Here is a 20874-nt window from a genome sequence, read left to right on the forward strand (position 1 = left end):
TTGGGGCTGGTCGCCTCTGGGCAGGCCTGTCCAAAGGGCGTAGGCTTTGTGGAAAAGCATAAGGGCCGCCCACGCGCAAGGCGCCCCCGACATGGAAGGAATCCCCATGGCCAACACCACCAAGATCGTCTTCATCGGCGCGGGCAGCGCCGCCTTTGGTCTCAGCCTGTTTCAGGACCTGTTTTCAACCAGCGAGTTGGCGGGCAGCACGCTGACGCTGGTGGACACCAACCCCGACGCGCTCGACCGCATGGCGGCGTTGGCGGAGGTGCTGAACCGGCAGGGCGACGCCCGCATCACCATCGAGAAAACCACCGACCGCAAGGCGGCGCTGGTCGGCGCGGGCTTCGTGCTGTGCGCCATCGCGATTGACCGCAACCGGCTGTGGAAGCTGGATTTCTCGGTGCCGAAAAAGCACGGCATCCGCCACACGCTGGGCGAGAATGGCGGGCCGGGCGGGCTGTTCTTCACCCTGCGCACCCTGCCGTTGATCGTGGACATCGTCCGCGACGTCGAGGCGATCTGTCCCGACGCCCTGTTCATCAATCTGTCCAACCCGGAAAGCCGCATCGTGCTGGGCCTGTCGCGCTGCACGTCGGTGCGCACGCTGGGTCTGTGCCACGGGATCTTTCTGGCCCGCTGGTTCGTCTGCCAGATTTTGGGCATGGCGGAAAAGGAGGTGGACGTGTGGGGGGCGGGCCTCAACCATTTCCAATGGCTGACGGCGATCCGCGAACGCTCAACCGGGCGCGACCTCTACCCGCTGTTGCGCGAGCGGGAGAAAACCCACGATCCGGCCTTCACCCCGCTGACCCGACGGATGTTCCACGCCTTCGGCCTGTGGGTGACGTGCAGCGACGACCATATGGGCGAGTATCTGCCCTATGGCTGGGAGGGCGGCGAACATGGCTTTGATTTCGAGAATGACGAGCGGGGCCGCGTCATCCTGAAGGATCTGATGGAGGGGGTGATTGACGGCAGCAAGGCGATCCCCGACGATTGGACCAAGCCAAGCTGGGGCGAACGCGCCGTCGCGGTGATCGCCGGGATGCTGCACAATCAAAAGCGCTTCATCGAATCCGGCATCGTCGTCAATCGCGGCGTCATTCCCGGTCTGCCCGACGAATTGGCGGTCGAGGTGCCCTTGATCGCCGACGCGGCGGGGGTGCATCCGGTGTCGCTGGGCCGCCTGCCCGATCCCATCATCAAGCTGCTGTCGGTTCAGGCCGGGGTGCAGCAATTGTCGGTGGAAGCGGCGTTGCATGGATCGAAGGAACTGGCCCTGCAAGCCCTGCTGATCGACCCGGTCATCACGTCGAGCACCGCCGCCGTCGCCATTCTGGACGAGCTGTGGGAGGCCAACAAACCCTACATCCGGTCCTGCCTGTAACGGCGGCCCGTCAACGCCGGATCAAACGGACCGAGACGAAGCCCAAGGCGGCGGTCAGCGCCGCGACGCCCAGAAGCAGCGGCGGAAAGCCGGTGTGGTCGGCCAAGGCGCCGTACAGCACCGGCCCGACGCCTTGGCCCAGAAAGAAGGAGGAGGCGAACAGCGCCAACGCCGAACCGCGCGCGGTCGGGGCCAGTTCCGTCGCCTGGGTCTGCATGGTGTTGTGCAGCATGTAAAAGCCGAAGCCCGCCAGCAAAAACGCGCCGCTGACCACCGGCCAGGGAACCGGGAAGGACGCGACCAGATAGGCGACGCCGCAGCACAGCCCGCCGCCTTTCATCATGCCCCATTGGCCCAGGCCGTGGATCAGGCGGCGGACCACGGCGCTGTACACCACCCCGCCGATGGCGAAGGCGGCGATGGTCATCCCGGCCTCGAACGCGCCGGACGCGCCATGGGCCATCAGGATCGGGGCGACGAAGGGGAAGATCCCGAAAATCAGCAGCCCTTCCGCCGCGACGGTGGCGAAGACGAACAGGGAGGCCGGGTTGGTCAGCACCGTGGCGTAACGCTGTTGCGCGTCGGCGACCGACAGGGGGGATCGTTTTTCGACCTCGTTGCGCAGGCCGATGACCGTGGCGGCGCAGATCAGCGCGGTCAGACCGGCGGACAGCCCGAAAACCACCCGCCACCCGGCCCATTCCGCCAAGGCTCCCGACACCACCGACCCCGACATCTGGCCCAGAATCACAGCCAGCAGAAAGCGGCTGATGGCGACCTGCCGGTCTTCATACGCCACCCGGTCGCCGATCAAGGCCATGGAGGCCGGAATGATGCCGCCCGCGAAGGCGCCCGCCAGAATCCGCCCGGCCATCACCGTGCCATAGCTGGGGGCGATGGCCGACAGGGCCAAACCGATGGACAGGATGACCAACGCCAACCGGACCAGCCGCGATTTGCCGATGGCGTCGCCGACCGGCCCCAGGACGATTTGCATCAGCGCGTAGGGCAGCGTGTAGGCCGAGGCCAACAAGGCGGCCTGCCGCACCGACACGTCGAGATCGGCGGCGATGATGGTCAGCATCGGATCGGTGGTGCGCAACGAAAAGGCGCTGGCGAACCCGGCGAGGCCAAGCAAAAGGATCAAACGCATGGGAGGGGGCGGCTCGCGACGAGGACGGTTCAGGGACTGAAGTGTAACCAGCAATCCCCGCCCGGTGGCGCCCGGCGTGGCGCGGGGCAGTCATGCGCGGGGGTGGCGCCGCCTGCCGGTGGATGAGCGTCGCTCCGTTTCCCCCTCCCTAACCCTCCCCCGCTTCGCGGGAGAGGGAACTCCGCCGAACGCCAACGGCGCTCCATGCTCCCTCTCCCGCAACGCGGGGGAGGGTTGGGGAGGGGGCAAAGCGCTCCCCCCTTGAACGCCCCCTGTCGGCGCGCGACCGCCGAATGGCTTGCAATCGCCAGACCCTCCCCAGCATTATCCGCGCGACGTCATGAGGAATCGGTGCGCGCATGAAGCCGACCAACCGCCTGAAGCCTGCGGGCAACGCCCAGGCGCTGCTGGCCCGCGCCGTCGCCCTGCATCAGAGCGGCCAGTGGGCCGAGGCCGGGGCGCTCTATGAGCAGGTGTTGCGGCGCCAGCCCGGTCAGGTGGACGCGCTGCATCTGCTGGGCTTGGTCAAGGGGCAGGTCGGCGATCTGGCGGCGGGAATCGCGCTGATCCAACAGGCGGTGCAAGGCGACGGGCGGCAGGCGGCGTTTCGCCTCAATCTCGGGCGGTTGCTTGGGGCCGCCGGGCGGGCGGCGGAGGCGGCGCGGGCCTTTGGCGGGCTGCTGGCGTTGGCCCCGGACGACGCCGAGGGCGTTTCGGTTCTGGCCGACGCGCTCTATGACGGCGGTCAGCCGATGATGGCCGCGCGCTGGTACGGGCGCGCCGCCGCGCTGGACCCAAATTTGACGGCGGCGGCCTACAACCGGGGCGCGGCCCTGCGCGACGCCGGGCGAACCGCCGAGGCGCTGGCGGCCTTTCACGATGTTCTGGCGGCGGCCCCGCTGTTGATTCCGGCGCAGGAGCAGATCACCGGCCTGCGCCACGCCAGCGGCGACGTGGCGGGCGCGACGTCGGCCAGCCGCCGGTTGCTGGCGCTGGTCCCCGACCAGCCCGACGCGCTGGCGATTCTGGGCGGCGGCCTGTCAAACACGGACTCTTGGGAAACGGGCGCGGTCTGGTTGGCGCGGGCGGCGTGGGCGCGTTTGGACTCCGGGGCGGCGCTGGCCTTGGCGGCGCTGCTGTTGGGGCGCGACCGTCCGGCGGCGGCGGTCGGCTGGTTTCGCCGGGCGCTGGCCTTGGCGCCGGAGACTCCGGTTGGCCTGTCGGGGCTGGGGTTGGCGCTGGCGGCGCTGGGGCGGGGCGACGCGGCGGTGGATTCGGCGTTGCGCGCGGTGCGGCTCGATCCCGCCTCCCCCGCCTTCGCGGCCAACGCCGGGGCGGTTCTGCATCAGGCCAAGCGGCAGGGCGACGCCGGAGGCTGGCACCGGCGGGCGGTGACTCTCGACCCCGACAGCGTCACCGGCTGGATCAACATCGGCACCCACGCTTTGGAGGCCAACGCGTTCGAGGCGGCGATTCCGCTCTTCGCGCGGGTTTTGGCGCTGGGCGCGGGCGGCGACGAGGCGCTGGTCCGCTCCAACCTGGGCGTCGCCCTGATGGCGCTGGGCCGCCATGGGGAGGCGGTCGCCGCCTTCCGCGCCGCGCTGGATCGGGTTCCGGGCGACGCCGCCATCCGCTCCAACCTGCTGTTCTGCCTGTGCTTTGCCGAGGACGCCGACCTCGACGCCGTGTTCGCCGAACATCGCGCGTTCGAGCGTTTCGTCGCGCCCGCGCCGCCGCCCGGCCCCGATTTTACGGCGGTTGACCGCAACCCGGATCGCCGTTTGCGCGTCGGCTATTTGTCGCCGGATTTCCAGCGCTACCCCGGTCCCGGCTATCATTTCCTGCTGCCGTTGATCGACCGGCACGACCGTGCGGCGGTCGAGGTGACGTGTTATTACAACGACACGCCCAGCGACGCGGCGACCGCGCGTTTCAAGGCGGCGGCGGATCGCTGGCGGGACTGCGCCGGGCTGTCGGACCCGGAGCTGGCCGCGCGCATTCGCGCCGACGGCATCGACATTCTGGTCGATTGCGACGGCCACATGTCGCGCAACCGCATGCCGCTGTTCCTGCATCGCCCGGCGCCGGTGCAGATCAGCCTGCCGCTCTACCCCAACAGCACGGGGTTGTCGGCGATGGATTACCAGTTGGCCGACCCGCGCATCGCCCCGGATTGGGCTGACGGGCTGCATTCCGAACGGTTGATCCGGTTGCCGGGCTGCGTGCTGTGCTACCGCCCGGCGGACTCCGCCTTCGCTCCGCCCGACCGCCCGCCGGTGGAGCGGACGGGGGTTTTCACTTTCGGCTCCTTCAACAACGTCACCAAGGTGAACGGCTCCACCATCGCGCTGTGGGCGCGGCTGTTGATCGCGCTTCCGCAGGCCCGGCTGCTGCTGAAATGGCGGGGGCTGGGCAGCGGCGGCGCGCTCGACCAACGGCTGCTCGCCGCCTTCGCCGCCCATGGCGTGGGGGCGGCGCGGCTGGTTCTGCGCGGGATCACCCCGGACCCGTATGAGGATTACACCCGCATCGACTGCGCGCTGGATCCGGTTTTCGCCAACGGCGGAACCACCATCTGCGACGCGCTGTGGATGGGGGTTCCGGTGCTGAATCAGGCCGGGCGGGCGACCATCTCGCGTTGGGGGGCGTCGCTGCTGGGCGCGGTCGGGTTGGGCGCGCTGGTGACGGAGAGCGACGACGATTATCTGGCGCTGGGCGTCCGGCTGGCCACGGATCGCGCCTTTCTGGACGAACAGCGCGCCGATCTGCGCGGGCGGATGGCGCGGTCGGCCCTGATGGACGAAGGCGGCTACGCCCGCGCGGTCGAGGCGGGTTACCGCGCGGCGTGGCGGCGCTGGGCCGCTGGTCTGCCGCCGGTCGCGCTGGAGCTTGCGCCGGTGGCGGCTGAGCCGGTCGAGACGGCGGCCCCGGTCCCGCCGCCGCCCGCTTTGTTGCCGGGCGTTCCGGCGGACGCCTTGCGGCGGGCGGAGCGGATTTTGGTCATCAAGCTGGACGAGTTGGGCGATTTCGTCCTCGCCACGCCGTTTTTGCGCGGCCTGCGGGCCAGCGCCCCGCAGGCGCGCATCCATCTGGTGGTGTCCGACAGCGTGGTTCCGTTGACTGAGGGCTGCCCGCATGTGGACGCGGTGGTCAGCCCCTTGAACGGTGGGGCGGGCGGTGGGGCGGGCGGCGCGTTGAATTTCCGGGGGCGCAGCCCCGCCGACCTGCAACGCTTCGCCGAGGCCTTCCGCGCCGGGTTCGACATCGCCGTGACCGCGCGCTTCGATTTCGACAAGGGCGGCGCGGCGACCCTGGCGGCGGCCAGCCGCGCGCCGATCCGGCTGGCCCACACCGAACGGGCTACGCCGTGGAAGGAAACCGGCAACCGGGGCTTTGACGCCGCTTACACCCATGTTTTGCCCGCAGGCCCGGCGCGGCATGAGGTGGACAGCAACCTCGCCTTGCTGGCGGCGTTGGGTGGGAGCGACCACGGCGGCGGGGTGGAGCTGTACCCCAGCGCCGCCGAACGCGCCGCCGCGCGGGCGCTGTTGGCGGGCGGTTCGGACGGCGCCCCCTGGTCGGCGCGGCCCCGCCGTTTGTTGGCGGTCGCGCCCAGCACGGCCAGCGACCGCCGCAATTACCCGCTGCCCTCCTTGGCCGCTCTGGTGAACCGGCTGGCGGCGCTGGCCGGTTTCGACGGGGTGGTCCTGCTGGGCGTTCGGGATGACGCCGCGCGCGCGGTCGCCTTGGCGGCGGCGCTGGCGCCCCCGGTGCTGGATCTGACCGGGGCCGCCGACCTGCGCGCGCTGACCGCCCTTTTGGCCGAGGTGGACGCGGTGGTGGCGATGGATTCCGGTCCGGCCCACATGGCGGCGGCGGTGGGAACGCCGGTCGCCGCGCTGTCCTGCCACCCGCAGGGCGGCGACCCGCTCAACCCGCAAGCCCCCGACCGTTTCCGTCCCTGGAGCGACGCCGCGCTGGTGATCCAACCACCGCGCGCCGCCCCCCCCTGCCTGGACGGCTGCCGGGCGGCGGAGGCCCATTGCATCGCGGGCATCGACGCTGCGTCGGCGGCGACGGACATCGCCCGCTTTTTCCAAACCTGCCGGGCGCGCGGCGACGCCGATCCAGGCCAAGGGGAGAAACCGCGACCATGACCACCGATCTGTTGGGCGAGCGCGGCGACAACCGGCTGCTCGCCACCCGGCACGGGCACATGCTGGTCAACCGGCATGATTCCATCGTCGGGCGCTCGCTGGATTATTACGGCGAGTATTTCGAGCAGGAGGTGGCGCTGTTCCGCCAGTTTGTGCGGCCCGGCGACGTGGTGGTCGATGTCGGCGCCAACATCGGCGCCCACACGGTGGCGCTGGCGCGTTTGGTCGGGCCAACGGGGCGGGTGCTGGCCTTCGAGCCGGTGCGGCTGAATTTTCAACTGCTCTGCGGCAATCTGGCGCTCAACAGCCTGACCTGGGTGGACGCGGTTCAGGGCGGCTTGGGCGCGCGCGACGAAACCCTGCGCATCGCCGACGTGGCGATGAGCGCGGAGGGCAATTACGGCGCGTTGGCGCTGGCCGAGCTGCCGGGAAACCGCCCGGTCCCGATCAACCGCCTGGACGGCCTGTTCGACCACCCCAAACTGCGCTTCGTCAAAATCGACGTGGAGGGGATGGAAGCCGACGTGTTGCAGGGATCGCGCGGCGTGTTGGCCAAGTTCCGCCCGGCGCTCTACGTTGAAAACGACCGGCTGGAGCAGTCGCGCGACCTGCTGTCGCTGCTTCAGTCGCTGGAGTATGATTGTTATTGGTTCCTGCCGTCCTTCCACAACCCGGCGAATTTCTTCGGCGTCGCCGAACCGCTCTATTCCACCGGCTTCGTCGATGACGGAACCCGAGTCCACGCCCAGGGCATGGGCGTCAACCTGCTGTGCATCCCCAAGGCGGCGAACGCCAAGCTGGCCGGTCTGCTGCCGGTGCTGAACGTGGACGAACACCCCTGCTTGCGCGCCTGCACGCCCCGTTTCACCGGGGGGTGAAACGGGGAAAGACAGCGTTTACGGACTGAGTTGATTGGGATATCGATAACACACACCATCTGGGCAGAGCGTGATGAAACTCAAATCGCTGGACATCGAGAATTTTCGCGGCATCGACAAGCTGCACCTTGAGTTCGGTGAACGGCTGACCGTGATCGTTGGCGAGAACGGCGTGGGCAAGACGTCCGTTCTGGATGCTTTGGCCATTTTGCTGGATCAATACATTGCGCGCTTTGTGCATCTGTCGCCGCAGCGGGCGCGACAACTGAGCGAGTCGGATATTCAATTGAGAGGTGATTCGTTTAGCTTGAACGCATCAATATCGATTGCCGTTGAAAGTGAGCAAGGGGCGACGGTCGGGTGGTCATTGGTAAAACAGGATCGGTCCGGAAAATTACTTGGGTCCGTGTCCAGTGATCTTAACAATCTCAACGATTATGTGCGTTCTCGGCATGACGAAAAGAAAGAGGAACTGAGTGGAGAACCGTTGCTGGTTTATTACGGGCAACGCCGCGCAGTGTTGGATATGCCAAAAAGATTGAGGGATAATGCGGATTTGGAAACAGCCGCAGGATTTCGTTTTGCCTTGGATGGAGAGCTTGATTTTCGTGAATTTGTCGCTTGGTTCCGGGATCGCAGCTTTTTGGAACTTCAAAAATGGCAAGAAGATCCTGAGTATCGAGACCATCAGCTTAAGGCTGTTCGGCGGGCGATGACTCACTCAACTGGACTTGAAAGACCCGTCTATCGAGCGGATGCTCCACGTGGGTTGTGTGTGTGGAAGAAAGTTCGCCGACCAATGCCAGAAAATTTGTCAATTCTTCCAGAATTAAATGAATTTGTGGCAGTATATCGTGATTTGCTTAAAGTCGATCAACTCTCAAGCGGCGAAAAAATTTTCCTCGCACTTGCGGGTGATCTCGCTCGACGCTTGGCGATTCTCAATCCAGAAAATGATGACCCTCTCCGTTGCAAGGGCATTGTTCTGATCGATGAGGTTGAACTCCACTTGCATCCTGGTTGGCAGCGAAAATTTCTCCCATGGCTCTTGGAAACATTTCCGGGGTGTCAATTCGTCGTCACCACCCATTCGCCGCAGGTCTTGGGAGAAGTTGAGGCCGCCAACATACGTGTTTTGCGGGCTTCTAAAGAAGGTTTCATTGAATCCTGGATTCCCGACGCCACCTATGGGCGCGACAGCAATCATATTCTGCTGCATGTGCTGGGAGCCGATGAGCGCGATGAAGGGCTAAAAGACGATTTGGACGCGCTGGACGACGCCATTGCCAACGGTCGTTTGCAAGCGGCGGCGGAAAAACTGGCAGAGTTGCGTGAAAAAATCGAAGGCTCTCCGCCAGAATTGACGATTGCCCAAGCGCGCTTGGAGCGTCGGCAACGCCAGCGGGGGCAGGGGGAATGAAACACTCGCCCAAAGGTCCACAGCCTGTTGAATTTACAGGCTGGTTGGCAGAGCATCAAAATGAGAAAAATCTTTCTTGGGAATCACTTAACGAATTTTATGAAATAAAGCAATCTATAATCAAGAGCCTGCGTGTTGAGCAAGGTTATGTTTGCGCTTATTGCGGACGCTCATTGAAAATAGATGGTTCAGATTGCCATATTGAGCATTTTTGGCCGCGAGATTTTTATAAAAATCGCACATTCGATTATTTGAATTTATTCGCGAGCTGTGGGAAGAAACCAACGAAAAATATTCCCAAGACCTGTGGGCACGCGAAAGACAATTGGCATGATCCGAACAACCAAGACCTCATACCCTCGCACCCCGATTGTGAGCGGCGCTTTCGCTATGACAGCACAGGCCAGATTAAGCCAAAGCGCAAGGATGACGCGATGGCCTCTCAAGCGATTGTTGCGCTGAATTTGGATGATAAGACATTGAAGAACGAGAGACGCGAAGTTATTGCAGGTCTGGAGCGCGCCATTGAAGACGGTGAAATCAACAAAACGACTAGAGACAAAGAAATAGCGTCTTTGCGCGCCCTTGATAAAGAAGGGCGCGCCAAACCCTTTGGCCATGTCGCGGCGCTTTATTTGGAGCAGGAACTCACCTGACGCCGGGCTTCCCCGGCACCACGCGTCGGCCCTTGCCGCTCTGCTGGGTGACGAAGGTTGTTCCCTTGCCGCCCTTTGGCCCCGTCTCGCGCGGTTTGGCGGTGGCGCCCACCGGCTGCCACGCCGGGATGAGCTGGTGCTCGCCCGGGCCGATCAGGTCGCTGCGGCCCATCGCCTTCAGGGCGTCGCGCAGGATCGGCCAGTTTTCCGGGTCGTGGTAGCGCAGGAAGGCCTTGTGCAAGCGGCGTTGGCGCAGGCCCTTGGCGGACAGCACCTCTTCCGATCCGGTGCGGCGCACCGGGCGCAGGGGGTTGCGTTCGCTGTGGTACATGGCGGTCGCCAGCGACATCGGCGAGGGCAGGAAGGTCTGCACCTGATCGGCCTTGAAGCCGTTCCGTTTCAGCCATAGGGCGAGGTTCATCATGTCCTCGTCCGTGGTGCCGGGGTGGGCGGCGATGAAATAGGGGATGAGGTAGAGCTTTTTCCCCGCCTCTTTCGCCGCCTTGTCGAACATCCGCTTGAATTCGTCATAGGCGCCCATGCCGGGCTTCATCATCTTGGCGAGCGGCCCCGGCTCCGTGTGCTCCGGGGCGATTTTCAGATAGCCGCCGACATGGTGGGTGACGAGTTCCTTCACATATTCCGGGTTCCGCACGGCGAGGTCGTAACGCAGGCCGGACGCGATGTGGATCTTCTTCACCCCCGGCACGGCGCGGGCCTTGCGGTAGAGCTGGACCAGCGAGGAGTGATCGGTGTCCAGATTCTTGCAGATGTCGGGGAAGACGCAGGACGGGCGGCGGCAGAGCGATTCCGTCTCCTTGTCCTTGCAGGCGAGGCGGTACATGTTGGCGGTCGGCCCGCCCATGTCGGAAATCGTGCCGGTGAAGCCCTTGGTCTTGTCGCGGATCTGCTCGATCTCGCGCAGGATGGAGCCTTCGGAGCGGCTTTGGATGATGCGGCCCTCATGCTCGGTGATCGAGCAGAAGGAGCAGCCGCCAAAACAGCCGCGCATGATGTTGACGGAAAAGCGGATCATCTCCCACGCCGGGATGCGCGCGTCGCCATAGGACGGGTGCGGGGCGCGGGCGTAGGCGAAATCATAGACGCCGTCCATCTCGTTGGTTTCCAACGGAATCGGCGGCGGGTTCAGCCAGACCTCGCGCTCGCCATGGCGCTGGATCAGGGCGCGGGCGTTGCCGGGGTTGCTTTCCTGGTGGAGAATCCGGCTGGCGTGGGCGTACAGCACCTTGTCGGCGCTGACCTGCTCGAAGGAGGGCAGGCGCACCACCATGCTATCGGCTCCGGCGGCGCGCGGCGACACGGTGACGGTCGGATCGTCGATAGAGCTGCTGTCGATGACGGTCCAGCCGTCGGGAACGGCGGAGCGCATGATGGCGGTGCCGCGAATGTCGGTCATCTCGCGGATCGATTCCCCGGCCAACGCCCGTTGCGCGATTTCGATGATCGCGCGCTCGGCGTTGCCATAGACCAGCATGTCGGCCTTGGAATCCATCAGGACGGAGCGGCGGATCTTTTCGCTCCAATGATCGTACTGGGCGATGCGGCGCAGGGACGCCTCTATGCCGCCCAGCACCACGGGGATGCCCTTGAAGGCTTCGCGGCAGCGTTGGGCGTAGACGGTCACGGCGCGGTCGGGCCGTTTGCCGCCTTCGTCGTTCGGGGTGTAGCTGTCGTTGTGACGCAGGCGGCGGTCGGCGGTGTAGTGATTCACCATCGAATCCATGTTGCCGCTGGTCACGCCCCAGAACAGGCGCGGCGCGCCCAGAACCTTGAAGGCCTCGGCGCTGCTCCAATCCGGTTGGGCGATGATGCCGACGCGCAGGCCCTGGGATTCCAGCAGCCGCCCGATGATCGCCATGCCGAAGCTGGGGTGATCGACATAGGCGTCGCCGGTGACGACGATCACGTCGCACTGGTCCCAGCCCAGCCGGTCCATCTCCGCCCGCGACATCGGCAGGAACGGCGCGGGCTTTGGGCGCACGCTCCGGTCGGGACGGTGGGCGAACAGGTTGGGGGCGGTCAGCATGACGGGTTCCAGGGCGGTCAAAAGAAAAGGGGGGCGAACAAGCGGCCAGTCATACCGCGTTCGCCCCCAAATTCCCACCGCGTAAATCGCAGCGCGGCGATTGGTTATTGCGCTCTTCAGGCAGCCAGCAGCTCGGCCAGCGCGCGGGCCACCACCAGCGTCGCCTTGCGCAGATCGTCCAGCTTCAGCTTTTCGTCGGCGCGGTGGCCGTTGGCCTCCAGCAGGTCGCGCGGCCCGGCGCCATAGAGGATGGTCGGAATCCCGGCCTCCGAATAATGGCGGGCGTCGGTGTAAAGCGGGATGCCGTTCTGGCCGACCGGCTGGCCCAACACCGCTTCGGCGTGGCGGGCGAACAAGGCGGCCAGACGCGGCGCGTCGCCGACCGAGGTGAAGGGCCGGGCCAGCAAAATCCGGCGAACGCCGACCCGGATGCCCTCATAGCCGGAAGCGGCCTGTTCGATCAGGGCGCGCAGACCGGCCTCGACCTCCGCCGGATTTTCCTCCGGGATCATGCGGCGGTCCAGGCGGAAGGTGACGCGGTCGGGCACGACGTTGGTGTTGATGCCGCCCTGGATCAACCCGACGGTCAACGACGGGCAGGTGATGCCGACGGTGTTGGAAAGCCGCTTGGCGAGTTCGGGGCGATGGGCGTAAAGGGCGGACAGCACGCCGTTGGCGGCCTCCAGCGCGTCGAACCCGGTGTCGGGGCGGGCGGCGTGGGCGGATTTGCCATCGACCTGCACCTCCAGATGCAGGCAGCCGTTGTGCGCCGTCACCACCGAATAGGCGAAGCTGGCCGACACGGCGTAGTCGGGCTTTGACAGGCCCTGGTCGAGCAGCCATTTCGGCCCGATCTCGCCCCCGGCCTCCTCGTCATAGGTCAGGTGCAGTTCGACGCTTCCGCCCAGCGGCGCGCCGGACGCGATCAGGGCCTTCAGCGCGAAGGCGTAGGTGGCGAAATCGGATTTCGACACGGCGACGCCGCGCCCATACATGAAACCGTCGCGGATCTCCGCGCCGTAGGGATCGCTCGACCAGCCTTCGCCGGGCGGCACAACGTCGCCATGGGCGTTCAGCGCCACGGTGGGGCCGTCGCCGAAGCGGTGGCGAACGATCAAATTGGTGGCGCTGACCATGCCGTTCGCCCGCACCAGATCGGCGGGGACCGGGTGGCGTTCGACGGAAAAGCCCATCGCTTCCAGCAGTTCCGCCGCGCGGACGGCGTGGGGGGCGCAGTCGCCGGGCGGGTTGTCGGACGGAACCTTGACCAACTCCGCCAGAAAGCGGGTTTCGGCGTCAAAGCTGTCATCGACGGCGGCGGCCAGGGCGGCGGCCAGGGCGGAGACAGGGGCGGCGTTCGGGGCGGTCATGAGCGGCGATCCGATGCGGGCTGAAAATGGTCAACGAAATGGGCAAGCGCGCGGACGCCCTGCTCGGCGTCGGCGGCGGTGATGCGTTCGGCGGGGTTGTGGGAGATCCCCCGCTCGCACCGGACGAACAGCATGGCGATGTCGGTCAACGCCGCCATCGCCATGGCGTCATGCCCGGCTCCGCTCGGCAATTCCGGGGCCTCAAGCCCCAGGGCGCGGGCGGAGGCGGCCAACTGCGCCATCAAGGCGGGGCAGCAGGCGACGGCGGGGCTGTCGTGCAGCGGTTCGATGGCGATGGCGACGCCGCGCTGGTCGGCGATGGCCTCCAGCCGGGCGCGGACGGCGGCGACCCGCTCCAATCGCAGGGCGTCGCGGTCGGCGCGCAAATCAATGGTGAAGCGGACGCGCCCGGCGATGACGTTGGTGGCGCCGGGGGTCGCCTCGATCCGCCCGACCGTGCCGACCAAGCGTTCCTGCCCCGAACAGAGGCTTTCCACCGCCAGGATCATCTCGGCGGACGCCGCCAGCGCGTCGCGGCGCAGGGTCATCGGCACGGTTCCGGCGTGCCCGGCGAATCCCTCCACCGTCACCGCCAACCGGGTGGCCCCGGCGATCGCGGTGACGATGCCGACCGGCTGGCCCAACGCCTCCAGCACCGGCCCCTGTTCGATGTGCAACTCGACATAGCCCAGAACGCGGTCGGGCGCGTGGGCGGCGCTGGCCCAGGCGGCGGGGTCGAGGCCGAAGGCGGCCAGGGCGTCGGCCAGACGGAGTCCGTCGGCGTCGCGGCTGTCCAAAACCGCCGGGTCGAAGGTTCCGGCGATGGCGCGGCTGCCGATCAGGGTCGATTGAAAGCGCACCCCCTCTTCGTCGCCAAAGCCGATGACCTCGATGGCGAAGGGCAGGCGGCGCCCGCGCGCGTGGAGATCGGCGACCACGGCGACGCCCGACAGCACGCCCAACATGCCGTCATATTTTCCGGCGTCGCGCACGGTGTCGAGGTGCGAACCGATCAACAAAGCGGGGAGGCCCGGCGTCTCGCCCTCGTACCGGCCGATGATGTTGCCCAGCGCGTCTTCGCGCGTGACCATCCCGGCCTCCGCCATCCAGGCGGCGACCAGATCGTTGGCGCGGCGGTGTTCCGGGGTCAAATAATGGCGCGACAGCCGCCCATCCTCGGCGCTGATCGCCGCCAGCGCCTCGCTGCGGTCGAGAAGGGTTTGGCCGGAAAGCGGGGGGTGAGGCATCGGGCGGGAATCCGGGACACGCGGGGTGAGGAGCCATCATACGCCCGCCGCTTTCCCCGCCCCTAGCCCCGATGCCGTGAAGACAGTTTCAAAGAATCCCGAAGCCCCTTTCCTTTGCGGGGCCAAGTCTTGGCTGTTGCAAGTTGTCTATGACTTAGGAGAGACTATCTCAAAGTCACGGGCGCGCGCATTCTGTCAAAGAACGCGCGCCGCAGAGCAGCAAAACGCTGTTTATTGTGCAAGTGCGAAAAGCGCGAGGCAAAAGCAAACCGCAATTCTTGGGGAGGGACGCCATGATTCCATTCGAGAATGCATCGCCGGTGTCTGGACGATTCTCGTTCATCACCACCGCCGCGCAAATGGCCCAAGCGCAAACCCTGGCGGGTTGGATCACAATCATCGCCGAGGATCGCGGCCTGGACGAACGGACGCTCGCCGCCACCACCGACCTGGACATCGAGGATGTCCGCGCCATCCTGGGCGGCGTCGTGCTGATGATCCCGCTGAGTGTGCTGGATCAGGCGCTGTGCCGGTTGGAGGGGCGGCGGCACTGAACCCGCGCGGCGTTTTGGGCATGAAAAAGGGCGGCGCGTGGTTTCGCGCCGCCCTTTTTCACAAGGAAAGCGCTCGCTCAGGCGACGGCCAGCACGTCCAGATAGATGTTCGCCGGGGCGGTCAGGTGGATGCGGTACAGCATCCCGGCCTGATCGACGAGAATGTCGGACACCGGGTTCTTGGCGGACAGATCGGTGACGGCGGCCCGCACGTTGCGCGGCAGGTCGTCCACGGCGATCTCGCGGTATCCGCCCTTGTTGGAAAGCTTAACGGTCTTGTTGCCCATGATGAGGCGCTCGATTCCAAACGATGATGTGAGGGGGTAAAGGTCGCGGGACAATGATCTCGTGTGGTTAAGCAAAGGTTAAGCTTTCTCTGCGGTGAACCGCCATCGGCGCAGGCCAGCCACGCGGACTCCGCACGGAGTCGCCATGGATGATGCGTTCCTCAACTGACGCCCAGATAGCGGCCCGGCTTGTGGTTGATCGCCAGCAGAAGATTGACGATGGCCGCCCCGACCACCGACAGGACCAGTTGATCGGGGGCCAGGACGAAAAAGGCGGCGGCCAAAATCGCCAGATCGACGCCAAGCTGGAAATACCCGGCGCGGACGCCGTGCCGCTCTTGCAGATAGATCGCCAGAATGTTGATGCCGCCCAGCCCGGTGCGGTGGCGGAACAGCATCAGCAGGCCGGTGCCGAACAGCCCGCCGCCGATCACCGTGGCGTAGACCGGATGAATGTGGTCGACGTGGATCCAATCCCCGGTCAGCCGCGAAAACAGCGTGACCAGCCCAACGGCGATCACCGTGCGCAGGGTGAACATCCAGCCCAGCCGTTTCCAGGCCAGCGCGTAAAAGGGGATGTTGACCAGAAAGAACAGCGTGCCGAACTCCAGCCGCGTGACGTAGCTGAGCAGCAACGCCACCCCGGCGACGCCGCCGGTCAACAGCATGGTCTTGGTGTACAGCATCATGCCCAACGCGATGAACAGCGTGCCAAGCAGCATCGCCAGCGCATCCTCGTAGAGCCGGTGGCGCTCGACCGGCGCGGGGGAAAGGACAGCGTCAACCATGGCGGGGATCCGGTTCAGCCGAAACGTCGGGTGTGCGACGCAGCAAACCCTGGACCGGAGGGGCGAGTCAATCCTTCACCACACAACGCCATCGGGAACGCCGACGTCCCTTGTCCCGGACGTCGGCGCCCCGGCATGGGGTGGTCAGTGGGAGCGGGTGCGCGCCACCGCGTCCCGCCAACCGGCGTAAAGCCGCTCGCGCCGTTCGGGGTCCATGCGCGGCTCGAACCGGCTTTGGCAGCGCCAAGCGGCGGACACCGACTCCAACCCGTCGAACAGGCCGACGCGCAGCGCGGCGAGGCAGGCGGCGCCCAGGGCTGTGGTTTCGATGATCTCGGGCCGTTCGACCGGCATGCCCAGCAGATCGGCCAGGAATTGGCACAGCCAATCATTCGCCGCCATGCCGCCATCGACGCGCAGCGCGTTGATGGCCCCGCCCCAATCGCCTGCCATCGCGTCCATCAGATCGCGGGTTTGATAGGCCACGGCCTCCAGCGCCGCCCGGGCGATGTGGGCGGGGCCGACGTCCAGCGTCATGCCGAAGATGGCGGCGCGGGCCTCCGAATCCCAATAGGGCGCGCCCAGACCGACGAAGGCCGGAACGAAATAGACGCCGTGGCTGTCGGGAACGCGGGTCGCCAGATCGTTGGTCTGGCTGGCGTGGGTGATGACGCCCAAGCCGTCGCGCAGCCATTTGATCGCCGCGCCCGCGACGAAGATGGAGCCTTCCTGCGCGTAGCTCGTCACCCCGTTCAGGCGATAGGCGACGGTGGTCAACAAGCGGTTTTTCGACACCACCGGCGTCGTGCCGGTGTTGATGAGGGCGAAACAGCCGGTGCCGTAGGTCGATTTCGCCATGCCCGGCGACAGGCAGGCCTGCCCGAAGGCGGCGGCCTGCTGGTCGCCCGCCACCCCGGCGATGGGAACCGGGGCGCCAAGCAGAGTGGGTTCGGTGACGCCGTAATCGTCGGAGCTGTCGAGCACGCGCGGCAGCATGGCGCGCGGCACCCGGAACAGGGCGAGCAATTCATCGTCCCAATCCTGCGCGTGAATGTCGAACAGCATGGTGCGCGAGGCGTTGGTCGCGTCGGTGGCGTGCACCGCCTTGCCGGTCAACTGATAGATCAGGAAGCTGTCGATGGTGCCGAAGCACAGCTCGCCACGCTCGGCGCGGTCGCGCGCGCCCGGCACATGGTCGAGGATCCAGGCGATCTTGGTGGCCGAGAAATAGGCGTCGATCAACAGGCCGGTCTTGGCCCGGACCATTTCGCCATGCCCGGCGTCGGCGATCTGGTGGCAGAGCGCGGCGGTGCGGCGGTCTTGCCAGACGATGGCGCGGTGGATCGGCTCGCCGGTCGCGCGGTCCCACACAACGGTGGTTTCGCGCTGGTTGGTGATGCCGATGGCGGCGATGGCGGCGGCGGTCAGCCCGGCCTGTTCCATCGCTTCGCGGGCGACCGCGCGGACGTCGCGCAGAATGTCGGCGGGATCATGCTCGACCCAGCCATCGCCGGGGTAATGCTGTGGAAACTCGCGGCGGGCCACGGCGATGGGCGTTCCGCGTCCGTCGAACACGATGGCCCGCGACGACGTGGTGCCCTGATCGATGGCGAGGATGTGGCCGTTTCGGCTCATGGGTGCTTCCCCCTGGAATGGCGTCTTGTCGCTTATACCCTCTCCCGTTCCGGGAGAGGGAGGGGACCCGCGCGCAAGCGTGGGGAGGGTGAGGGGTGGTTCAACGATCACGCCCCAGGGATTCGCCGACGCAACCCCTCACCCTTCCCGCTTTGCGGGCCCCTTCCCTCTCCCGAAACGGGAGAGGGAGAACAATGAAAAACGGGGCGGCGGCGGGCCGCCGCCCCCAGGTTAACCCCCGGCGCAACCAGGAGGGTGAACCGTCAACCGCAACCCGTCGTTATTGGGCGCGGCCTTCCTTCCAGGCCTTCAGCAGATCCTCGTAGACCACGGTCTGACCCTTGGGCTTCTCGTCGGCCAGCTTGGCCTTCGGCGCCTTGGTGGTCGAGAACCACTCCTTCGGATCCTTCTTCGCGTTCAGCTTGGGCGCGCAGTCGCCGCCGATGTTGGCGCGCTCCATGCGGGCCATCACCTGCTCCATCTGCTCGGCCAGATTGTCCATCGCCTGCTGCGGGGTGCGCTCACCCGTCACGGCTTCGGCGATGTTCTGCCACCACAGCGGGGCCAGCTTCGGATAATCCGGCACGTTGGTGCCGGTCGGCGTCCAGGCCACGCGGGCCGGGCTGCGGTAGAACTCGACCAGGCCGCCCAACTTCGGCGCGGCGGCGGTCATCGCGTCGGACTTGATGTCGCTTTCGCGGATCGGGGTCAGACCGATGAGGGTCTTCTTCAGCGACGCGGTCTTCGACACGGTGAACTGGGCGTAGAGCCACGCGGCCTTGCGGCGTTCCAGCGGGGTGGACTTCAGCAGGGTCCAGGAACCGACGTCCTGATAGCCCAGCTTCATGCCCGGTTCCCAGTACGGGCCGTGCGGCGAGGGGGCCATGCGCCATTTCGGCGTGCCGTCGGCGTTGACCACGGGCAGGCCCGGCTTGGTCATGTCGGCGGTGAAGGCGGTGTACCAGAAGATTTGCTGGGCGACCGCGCCCTGGGCCGGAACCGGACCGGCTTCGGAGAAGGTCATGCCAGCCGCTTCCGGCGGGGCGAATTTTTTCAGCCAGTCGATGTATTTGGTCAGCGAATAGACCGCCGCCGGGCCGTTGGTGTCGCCGCCGCGCGCGACCGAGGCGCCCGCCGGACGGCAGCCTTCGACGCGGATGCCCCATTCGTCCACCGGCTTGCCGTTGGGCAGGCCCTTGTCGCCGCCGCCAGCCATCGAGAGCCACGCGTCGGTGAAGCGCCAGCCGAGCGAGGGATCCTTCTTGCCGTAATCCATGTGGCCATAGACGCGGACGCCGTCGATTTCCTTCACGTCGTTGGTGAAGAAGTTGGCGATGTCCTCATAGGCCGACCAATCGACCGGAACGCCCAGCTCATAGCCATATTTGGCCTTGAACTTTTCCTTCAGGTCGGGGCGGGCGAACCAGTCGGCGCGGAACCAGTAGAGGTTGGCGAACTGCTGGTCGGGCAACTGGTACAGCTTGCCGTCCGGGCCGGTGGTGAAGCTGGTGCCGATGAAGTCCTTCACGTCCAGCGTCGGCAGGGTGACGTCCTTGCCCTCGCCGGTCATGAAATCGGACAGCGGAATGGCGTGGCCGTAGCGGACGTGGGTGCCGATCAGGTCGCTGTCGTTGATGTAGGCGTCATAGACGTTGCGGCCCGATTGCATCTGGGTCTGCAACTTTTCGATGACGTCGCCTTCCTGGATCAGATCATGCTTGAGCTTGATCCCGGTCAGCTCGCTGAACAGCTTGGCGAGAGTCTTGGACTCGAACTCGTGCGTCGTCAGCGTTTCCGAAGCGACGTTGATGTCCATGCCCTTGAAGGGTTCGGCGGCCTTGACGAACCATTCCAGCTCCTTCATCTGCTCGTCCTTGGAGAGCGTGGAGGGCTGCAATTCCTCGATGATCTTCTTGGCGACGGCCTCTTGCTCGGCGGTCAGCGCGGCGGCGGGAGCCGCCGAGGCCATGGCGAGCAGCACACCAATGCCGCCAGCCATCACCGCCCCTGTCAACCGCCGACGCAGCGACGAGCCGTTGGTCGCGGTCACAGTCATTCCCTGACGCATGATTCCTCCCACTTGGATCAAATCTTGGTTGGCCGAGAGAGCTTCTTTGGTAATCGCCGGTTCGGCGTCTTCAGCCGAACCGGATGACGAGGGCAGTCCACACCAGGGAGACGCCGAAGGCCCCCCACAGCGCGGCATCGGTCGCCGCCAGCCATCCCAGATGGATGAAGGCGCTGCCCAGAAGTCCGATGAAAAGACGGTCGCCCCGGGTGGTGCGCATCGGCAGGAAGCCCTTGGCCTCCACCGTCGGCGACACCAGTTCCCACACGGTCATCAAGACCAGCATGGACGCGATCCCGGTGAAAAAGAGGGCGGTCGGCAGGGTCCACGCCATCCATTCAAAATTCATGGTCGCGAACTCCCGATCAAACGCGGCCCAGGGCGAAGCCCTTGGCGATGTAGTTGCGGACGAACCAGATCACCAACGCGCCCGGCAGGATGGTCAGCACGCCTGCGGCGGCCAGCAACCCCCAATCCATGCCCGACGCGCTGACCGTTCGGGTCATCGTCGCGGCGATCGGCTTGGCGTTGACCGAGGTCAGCGTGCGGGCCAGCAGCAATTCCACCCAACTGAACATGAAGCAGAAGAAGGCGGTGACGCCGATCCCGGCGCGGATCATCGGCATGAAGACCGTGGTGAAGAAGCGCGGGAAGCTGTAGCCGTCGATGTAGGCCATCTCGTCGATTTCACGCGGCACGCCGGACATGAAGCCTTCCAAAATCCACACCGCCAGCGGCACGTTGAACAGGCAATGGGCGAGCGCCACGGCGATGTGCGTGTCGAACAGGCCGACTTCCGAATAAAGCTGGAAGAAGGGCAGCAGGAAGACGGCGGGCGGGGCCATCTTGTTGGTCAGCAGCCAGAAGAACACATGCTTGTCGCCGATGAAGCGGTAGCGTGAGAAGGCGTAGGCGGCGGGCAACGCCACCAGCAGCGAAATCACCGTGTTCAGCGTGACGTAATAGATCGAGTTGATGTAGCCGCTGTACCAGCTCGGATCGGTGAAGATGGTGATGTAATTGTGGAGCGTCGGCGTGTGCGGGTACAGCGTCAGCCCGGCCAGGATCTCCTCGTTCGTCTTGAAGGACATGTTGACCATCCAATAGATGGGCAGCATCAGGAAGACGATGTAGGCGATCAGGATGATGGTCCGGCGCGACACCCGCGCCGAGGAGCGGCGCATGTTGGCGGGGGAGGCCAGAGAGCCGGGGGCGAGAACGGCG

The 20874-nt window shown here is 66.0% G+C and carries 16 protein-coding genes; 6 read left to right on the plus strand and 10 right to left on the minus strand.

Annotated elements, in window-relative coordinates; genetic code table 11:
- Window positions 1-106 precede the first annotated feature (106 nt).
- Entirely contained in the window at window positions 107-1390 is a 1284-nt protein-coding gene (locus D3877_RS20600) for a family 4 glycosyl hydrolase (protein WP_119833117.1), read from the plus strand.
- 10 nt (window positions 1391-1400) lie between these two features.
- On the opposite strand, the gene D3877_RS20605 is transcribed toward D3877_RS20600, so the two are convergent.
- Window positions 1401-2543: an MFS transporter gene (locus D3877_RS20605; RefSeq protein WP_119832678.1), complete on the minus strand. Its 1143-nt coding sequence runs from the start codon at window positions 2541-2543 to the stop codon at window positions 1401-1403.
- Between the two features lie 359 nt (window positions 2544-2902).
- On the opposite strand from D3877_RS20605, the gene D3877_RS20610 reads away from it, so the two are divergent.
- From D3877_RS20610 to D3877_RS20625, 4 genes are all read left to right on the plus strand, one after another.
- Entirely contained in the window at window positions 2903-6700 is a 3798-nt protein-coding gene (locus D3877_RS20610; RefSeq protein WP_119832679.1) for an O-linked N-acetylglucosamine transferase family protein, read from the plus strand.
- Window positions 6697-7578, plus strand: a complete 882-nt coding sequence (locus tag D3877_RS20615) for an FkbM family methyltransferase (protein WP_119832680.1) — start codon at window positions 6697-6699, stop codon at window positions 7576-7578. The genes D3877_RS20610 and D3877_RS20615 overlap by 4 nt, the downstream gene beginning before the upstream one ends.
- A 73-nt stretch (window positions 7579-7651) precedes the next feature.
- The gene (locus D3877_RS20620) at window positions 7652-8998 is read left to right on the plus strand and encodes an AAA family ATPase (RefSeq protein WP_119832681.1); all 1347 of its coding nucleotides are present in this window, start codon (window positions 7652-7654) and stop codon (window positions 8996-8998) included.
- Window positions 8995-9654 carry a retron system putative HNH endonuclease gene (locus D3877_RS20625; protein ID WP_119832682.1) on the plus strand — a complete coding sequence of 220 codons (660 nt, stop codon included), beginning with the start codon at window positions 8995-8997 and terminating at the stop codon, window positions 9652-9654. The genes D3877_RS20620 and D3877_RS20625 overlap by 4 nt, the downstream gene beginning before the upstream one ends.
- Here D3877_RS20625 and D3877_RS20630 read toward each other — a convergent pair.
- From D3877_RS20630 to D3877_RS20640, 3 genes are all read right to left on the minus strand, one after another.
- Window positions 9647-11701, minus strand: coding sequence for a YgiQ family radical SAM protein (locus D3877_RS20630; RefSeq protein WP_119832683.1), 2055 nt, complete (start codon window positions 11699-11701; stop codon window positions 9647-9649). The genes D3877_RS20625 and D3877_RS20630 overlap by 8 nt on opposite strands.
- A gap of 116 nt (window positions 11702-11817) precedes the next feature.
- Window positions 11818-13071, minus strand: coding sequence for a M20/M25/M40 family metallo-hydrolase (locus D3877_RS20635; RefSeq protein ID WP_119832684.1), 1254 nt, complete (start codon window positions 13069-13071; stop codon window positions 11818-11820).
- The gene (locus D3877_RS20640) at window positions 13068-14318 is read right to left on the minus strand and encodes an allantoate amidohydrolase (protein WP_119832685.1); all 1251 of its coding nucleotides are present in this window, start codon (window positions 14316-14318) and stop codon (window positions 13068-13070) included. Before D3877_RS20640 ends, D3877_RS20635 begins: the two co-directional genes overlap by 4 nt.
- A 293-nt stretch (window positions 14319-14611) precedes the next feature.
- On the opposite strand from D3877_RS20640, the gene D3877_RS20645 reads away from it, so the two are divergent.
- Window positions 14612-14872, plus strand: coding sequence for a hypothetical protein (locus tag D3877_RS20645; protein ID WP_238475003.1), 261 nt, complete (start codon window positions 14612-14614; stop codon window positions 14870-14872).
- Between the two features lie 77 nt (window positions 14873-14949).
- Here D3877_RS20645 and D3877_RS20650 read toward each other — a convergent pair whose 3' ends face one another.
- The 6 genes from D3877_RS20650 to D3877_RS20675 form a co-directional block, all read right to left on the minus strand.
- Entirely contained in the window at window positions 14950-15159 is a 210-nt protein-coding gene (locus tag D3877_RS20650) for a hypothetical protein (protein ID WP_119832686.1), read from the minus strand.
- A 161-nt stretch (window positions 15160-15320) separates the two neighbouring features.
- The gene (locus D3877_RS20655; RefSeq protein WP_119832687.1) at window positions 15321-15947 is read right to left on the minus strand and encodes a DUF6198 family protein; all 627 of its coding nucleotides are present in this window, start codon (window positions 15945-15947) and stop codon (window positions 15321-15323) included.
- Between the two features lie 144 nt (window positions 15948-16091).
- Window positions 16092-17582, minus strand: a complete 1491-nt coding sequence (gene glpK / locus D3877_RS20660; RefSeq protein ID WP_119832688.1) for a glycerol kinase GlpK — start codon at window positions 17580-17582, stop codon at window positions 16092-16094.
- Window positions 17583-17862: 280 nt separating this feature from the next.
- Window positions 17863-19650: an ABC transporter substrate-binding protein gene (locus D3877_RS20665; protein WP_238475004.1), complete on the minus strand. Its 1788-nt coding sequence runs from the start codon at window positions 19648-19650 to the stop codon at window positions 17863-17865.
- Between the two features lie 70 nt (window positions 19651-19720).
- Window positions 19721-19999: a DUF2160 domain-containing protein gene (locus D3877_RS20670; RefSeq protein ID WP_119832689.1), complete on the minus strand. Its 279-nt coding sequence runs from the start codon at window positions 19997-19999 to the stop codon at window positions 19721-19723.
- Window positions 20000-20015: 16 nt separating this feature from the next.
- Window positions 20016-20834: a carbohydrate ABC transporter permease gene (locus D3877_RS20675; RefSeq protein WP_199720904.1), complete on the minus strand. Its 819-nt coding sequence runs from the start codon at window positions 20832-20834 to the stop codon at window positions 20016-20018.
- Window positions 20835-20874 lie beyond the last annotated feature (40 nt).

The organism is Azospirillum cavernae (assembly GCF_003590795.1).
GTDB lineage: Bacteria > Pseudomonadota > Alphaproteobacteria > Azospirillales > Azospirillaceae > Azospirillum > Azospirillum cavernae.

What these genes read in the sequence shown, in the direction of transcription:
- D3877_RS20600 (WP_119833117.1), top strand. Translation starts at nt 107, where the DNA reads ATGGCCAACACCACCAAGATCGTCTTCATCGGCGCGGGCAGCGCCGCC.
- D3877_RS20605 (WP_119832678.1), bottom strand. Translation starts at nt 2,543, where the DNA reads ATGCGTTTGATCCTTTTGCTTGGCCTCGCCGGGTTCGCCAGCGCCTTT.
- D3877_RS20610 (WP_119832679.1), top strand. Translation starts at nt 2,903, where the DNA reads ATGAAGCCGACCAACCGCCTGAAGCCTGCGGGCAACGCCCAGGCGCTG.
- D3877_RS20615 (WP_119832680.1), top strand. Translation starts at nt 6,697, where the DNA reads ATGACCACCGATCTGTTGGGCGAGCGCGGCGACAACCGGCTGCTCGCC.
- D3877_RS20620 (WP_119832681.1), top strand. Translation starts at nt 7,652, where the DNA reads ATGAAACTCAAATCGCTGGACATCGAGAATTTTCGCGGCATCGACAAG.
- D3877_RS20625 (WP_119832682.1), top strand. Translation starts at nt 8,995, where the DNA reads ATGAAACACTCGCCCAAAGGTCCACAGCCTGTTGAATTTACAGGCTGG.
- D3877_RS20630 (WP_119832683.1), bottom strand. Translation starts at nt 11,701, where the DNA reads ATGCTGACCGCCCCCAACCTGTTCGCCCACCGTCCCGACCGGAGCGTG.
- D3877_RS20635 (WP_119832684.1), bottom strand. Translation starts at nt 13,071, where the DNA reads ATGACCGCCCCGAACGCCGCCCCTGTCTCCGCCCTGGCCGCCGCCCTG.
- D3877_RS20640 (WP_119832685.1), bottom strand. Translation starts at nt 14,318, where the DNA reads ATGCCTCACCCCCCGCTTTCCGGCCAAACCCTTCTCGACCGCAGCGAG.
- D3877_RS20645 (WP_238475003.1), top strand. Translation starts at nt 14,612, where the DNA reads ATGATTCCATTCGAGAATGCATCGCCGGTGTCTGGACGATTCTCGTTC.
- D3877_RS20650 (WP_119832686.1), bottom strand. Translation starts at nt 15,159, where the DNA reads ATGGGCAACAAGACCGTTAAGCTTTCCAACAAGGGCGGATACCGCGAG.
- D3877_RS20655 (WP_119832687.1), bottom strand. Translation starts at nt 15,947, where the DNA reads ATGGTTGACGCTGTCCTTTCCCCCGCGCCGGTCGAGCGCCACCGGCTC.
- glpK (WP_119832688.1), bottom strand. Translation starts at nt 17,582, where the DNA reads ATGAGCCGAAACGGCCACATCCTCGCCATCGATCAGGGCACCACGTCG.
- D3877_RS20665 (WP_238475004.1), bottom strand. Translation starts at nt 19,650, where the DNA reads ATGCGTCAGGGAATGACTGTGACCGCGACCAACGGCTCGTCGCTGCGT.
- D3877_RS20670 (WP_119832689.1), bottom strand. Translation starts at nt 19,999, where the DNA reads ATGAATTTTGAATGGATGGCGTGGACCCTGCCGACCGCCCTCTTTTTC.
- D3877_RS20675 (WP_199720904.1), bottom strand. Translation starts at nt 20,834, where the DNA reads ATGCGCCGCTCCTCGGCGCGGGTGTCGCGCCGGACCATCATCCTGATC.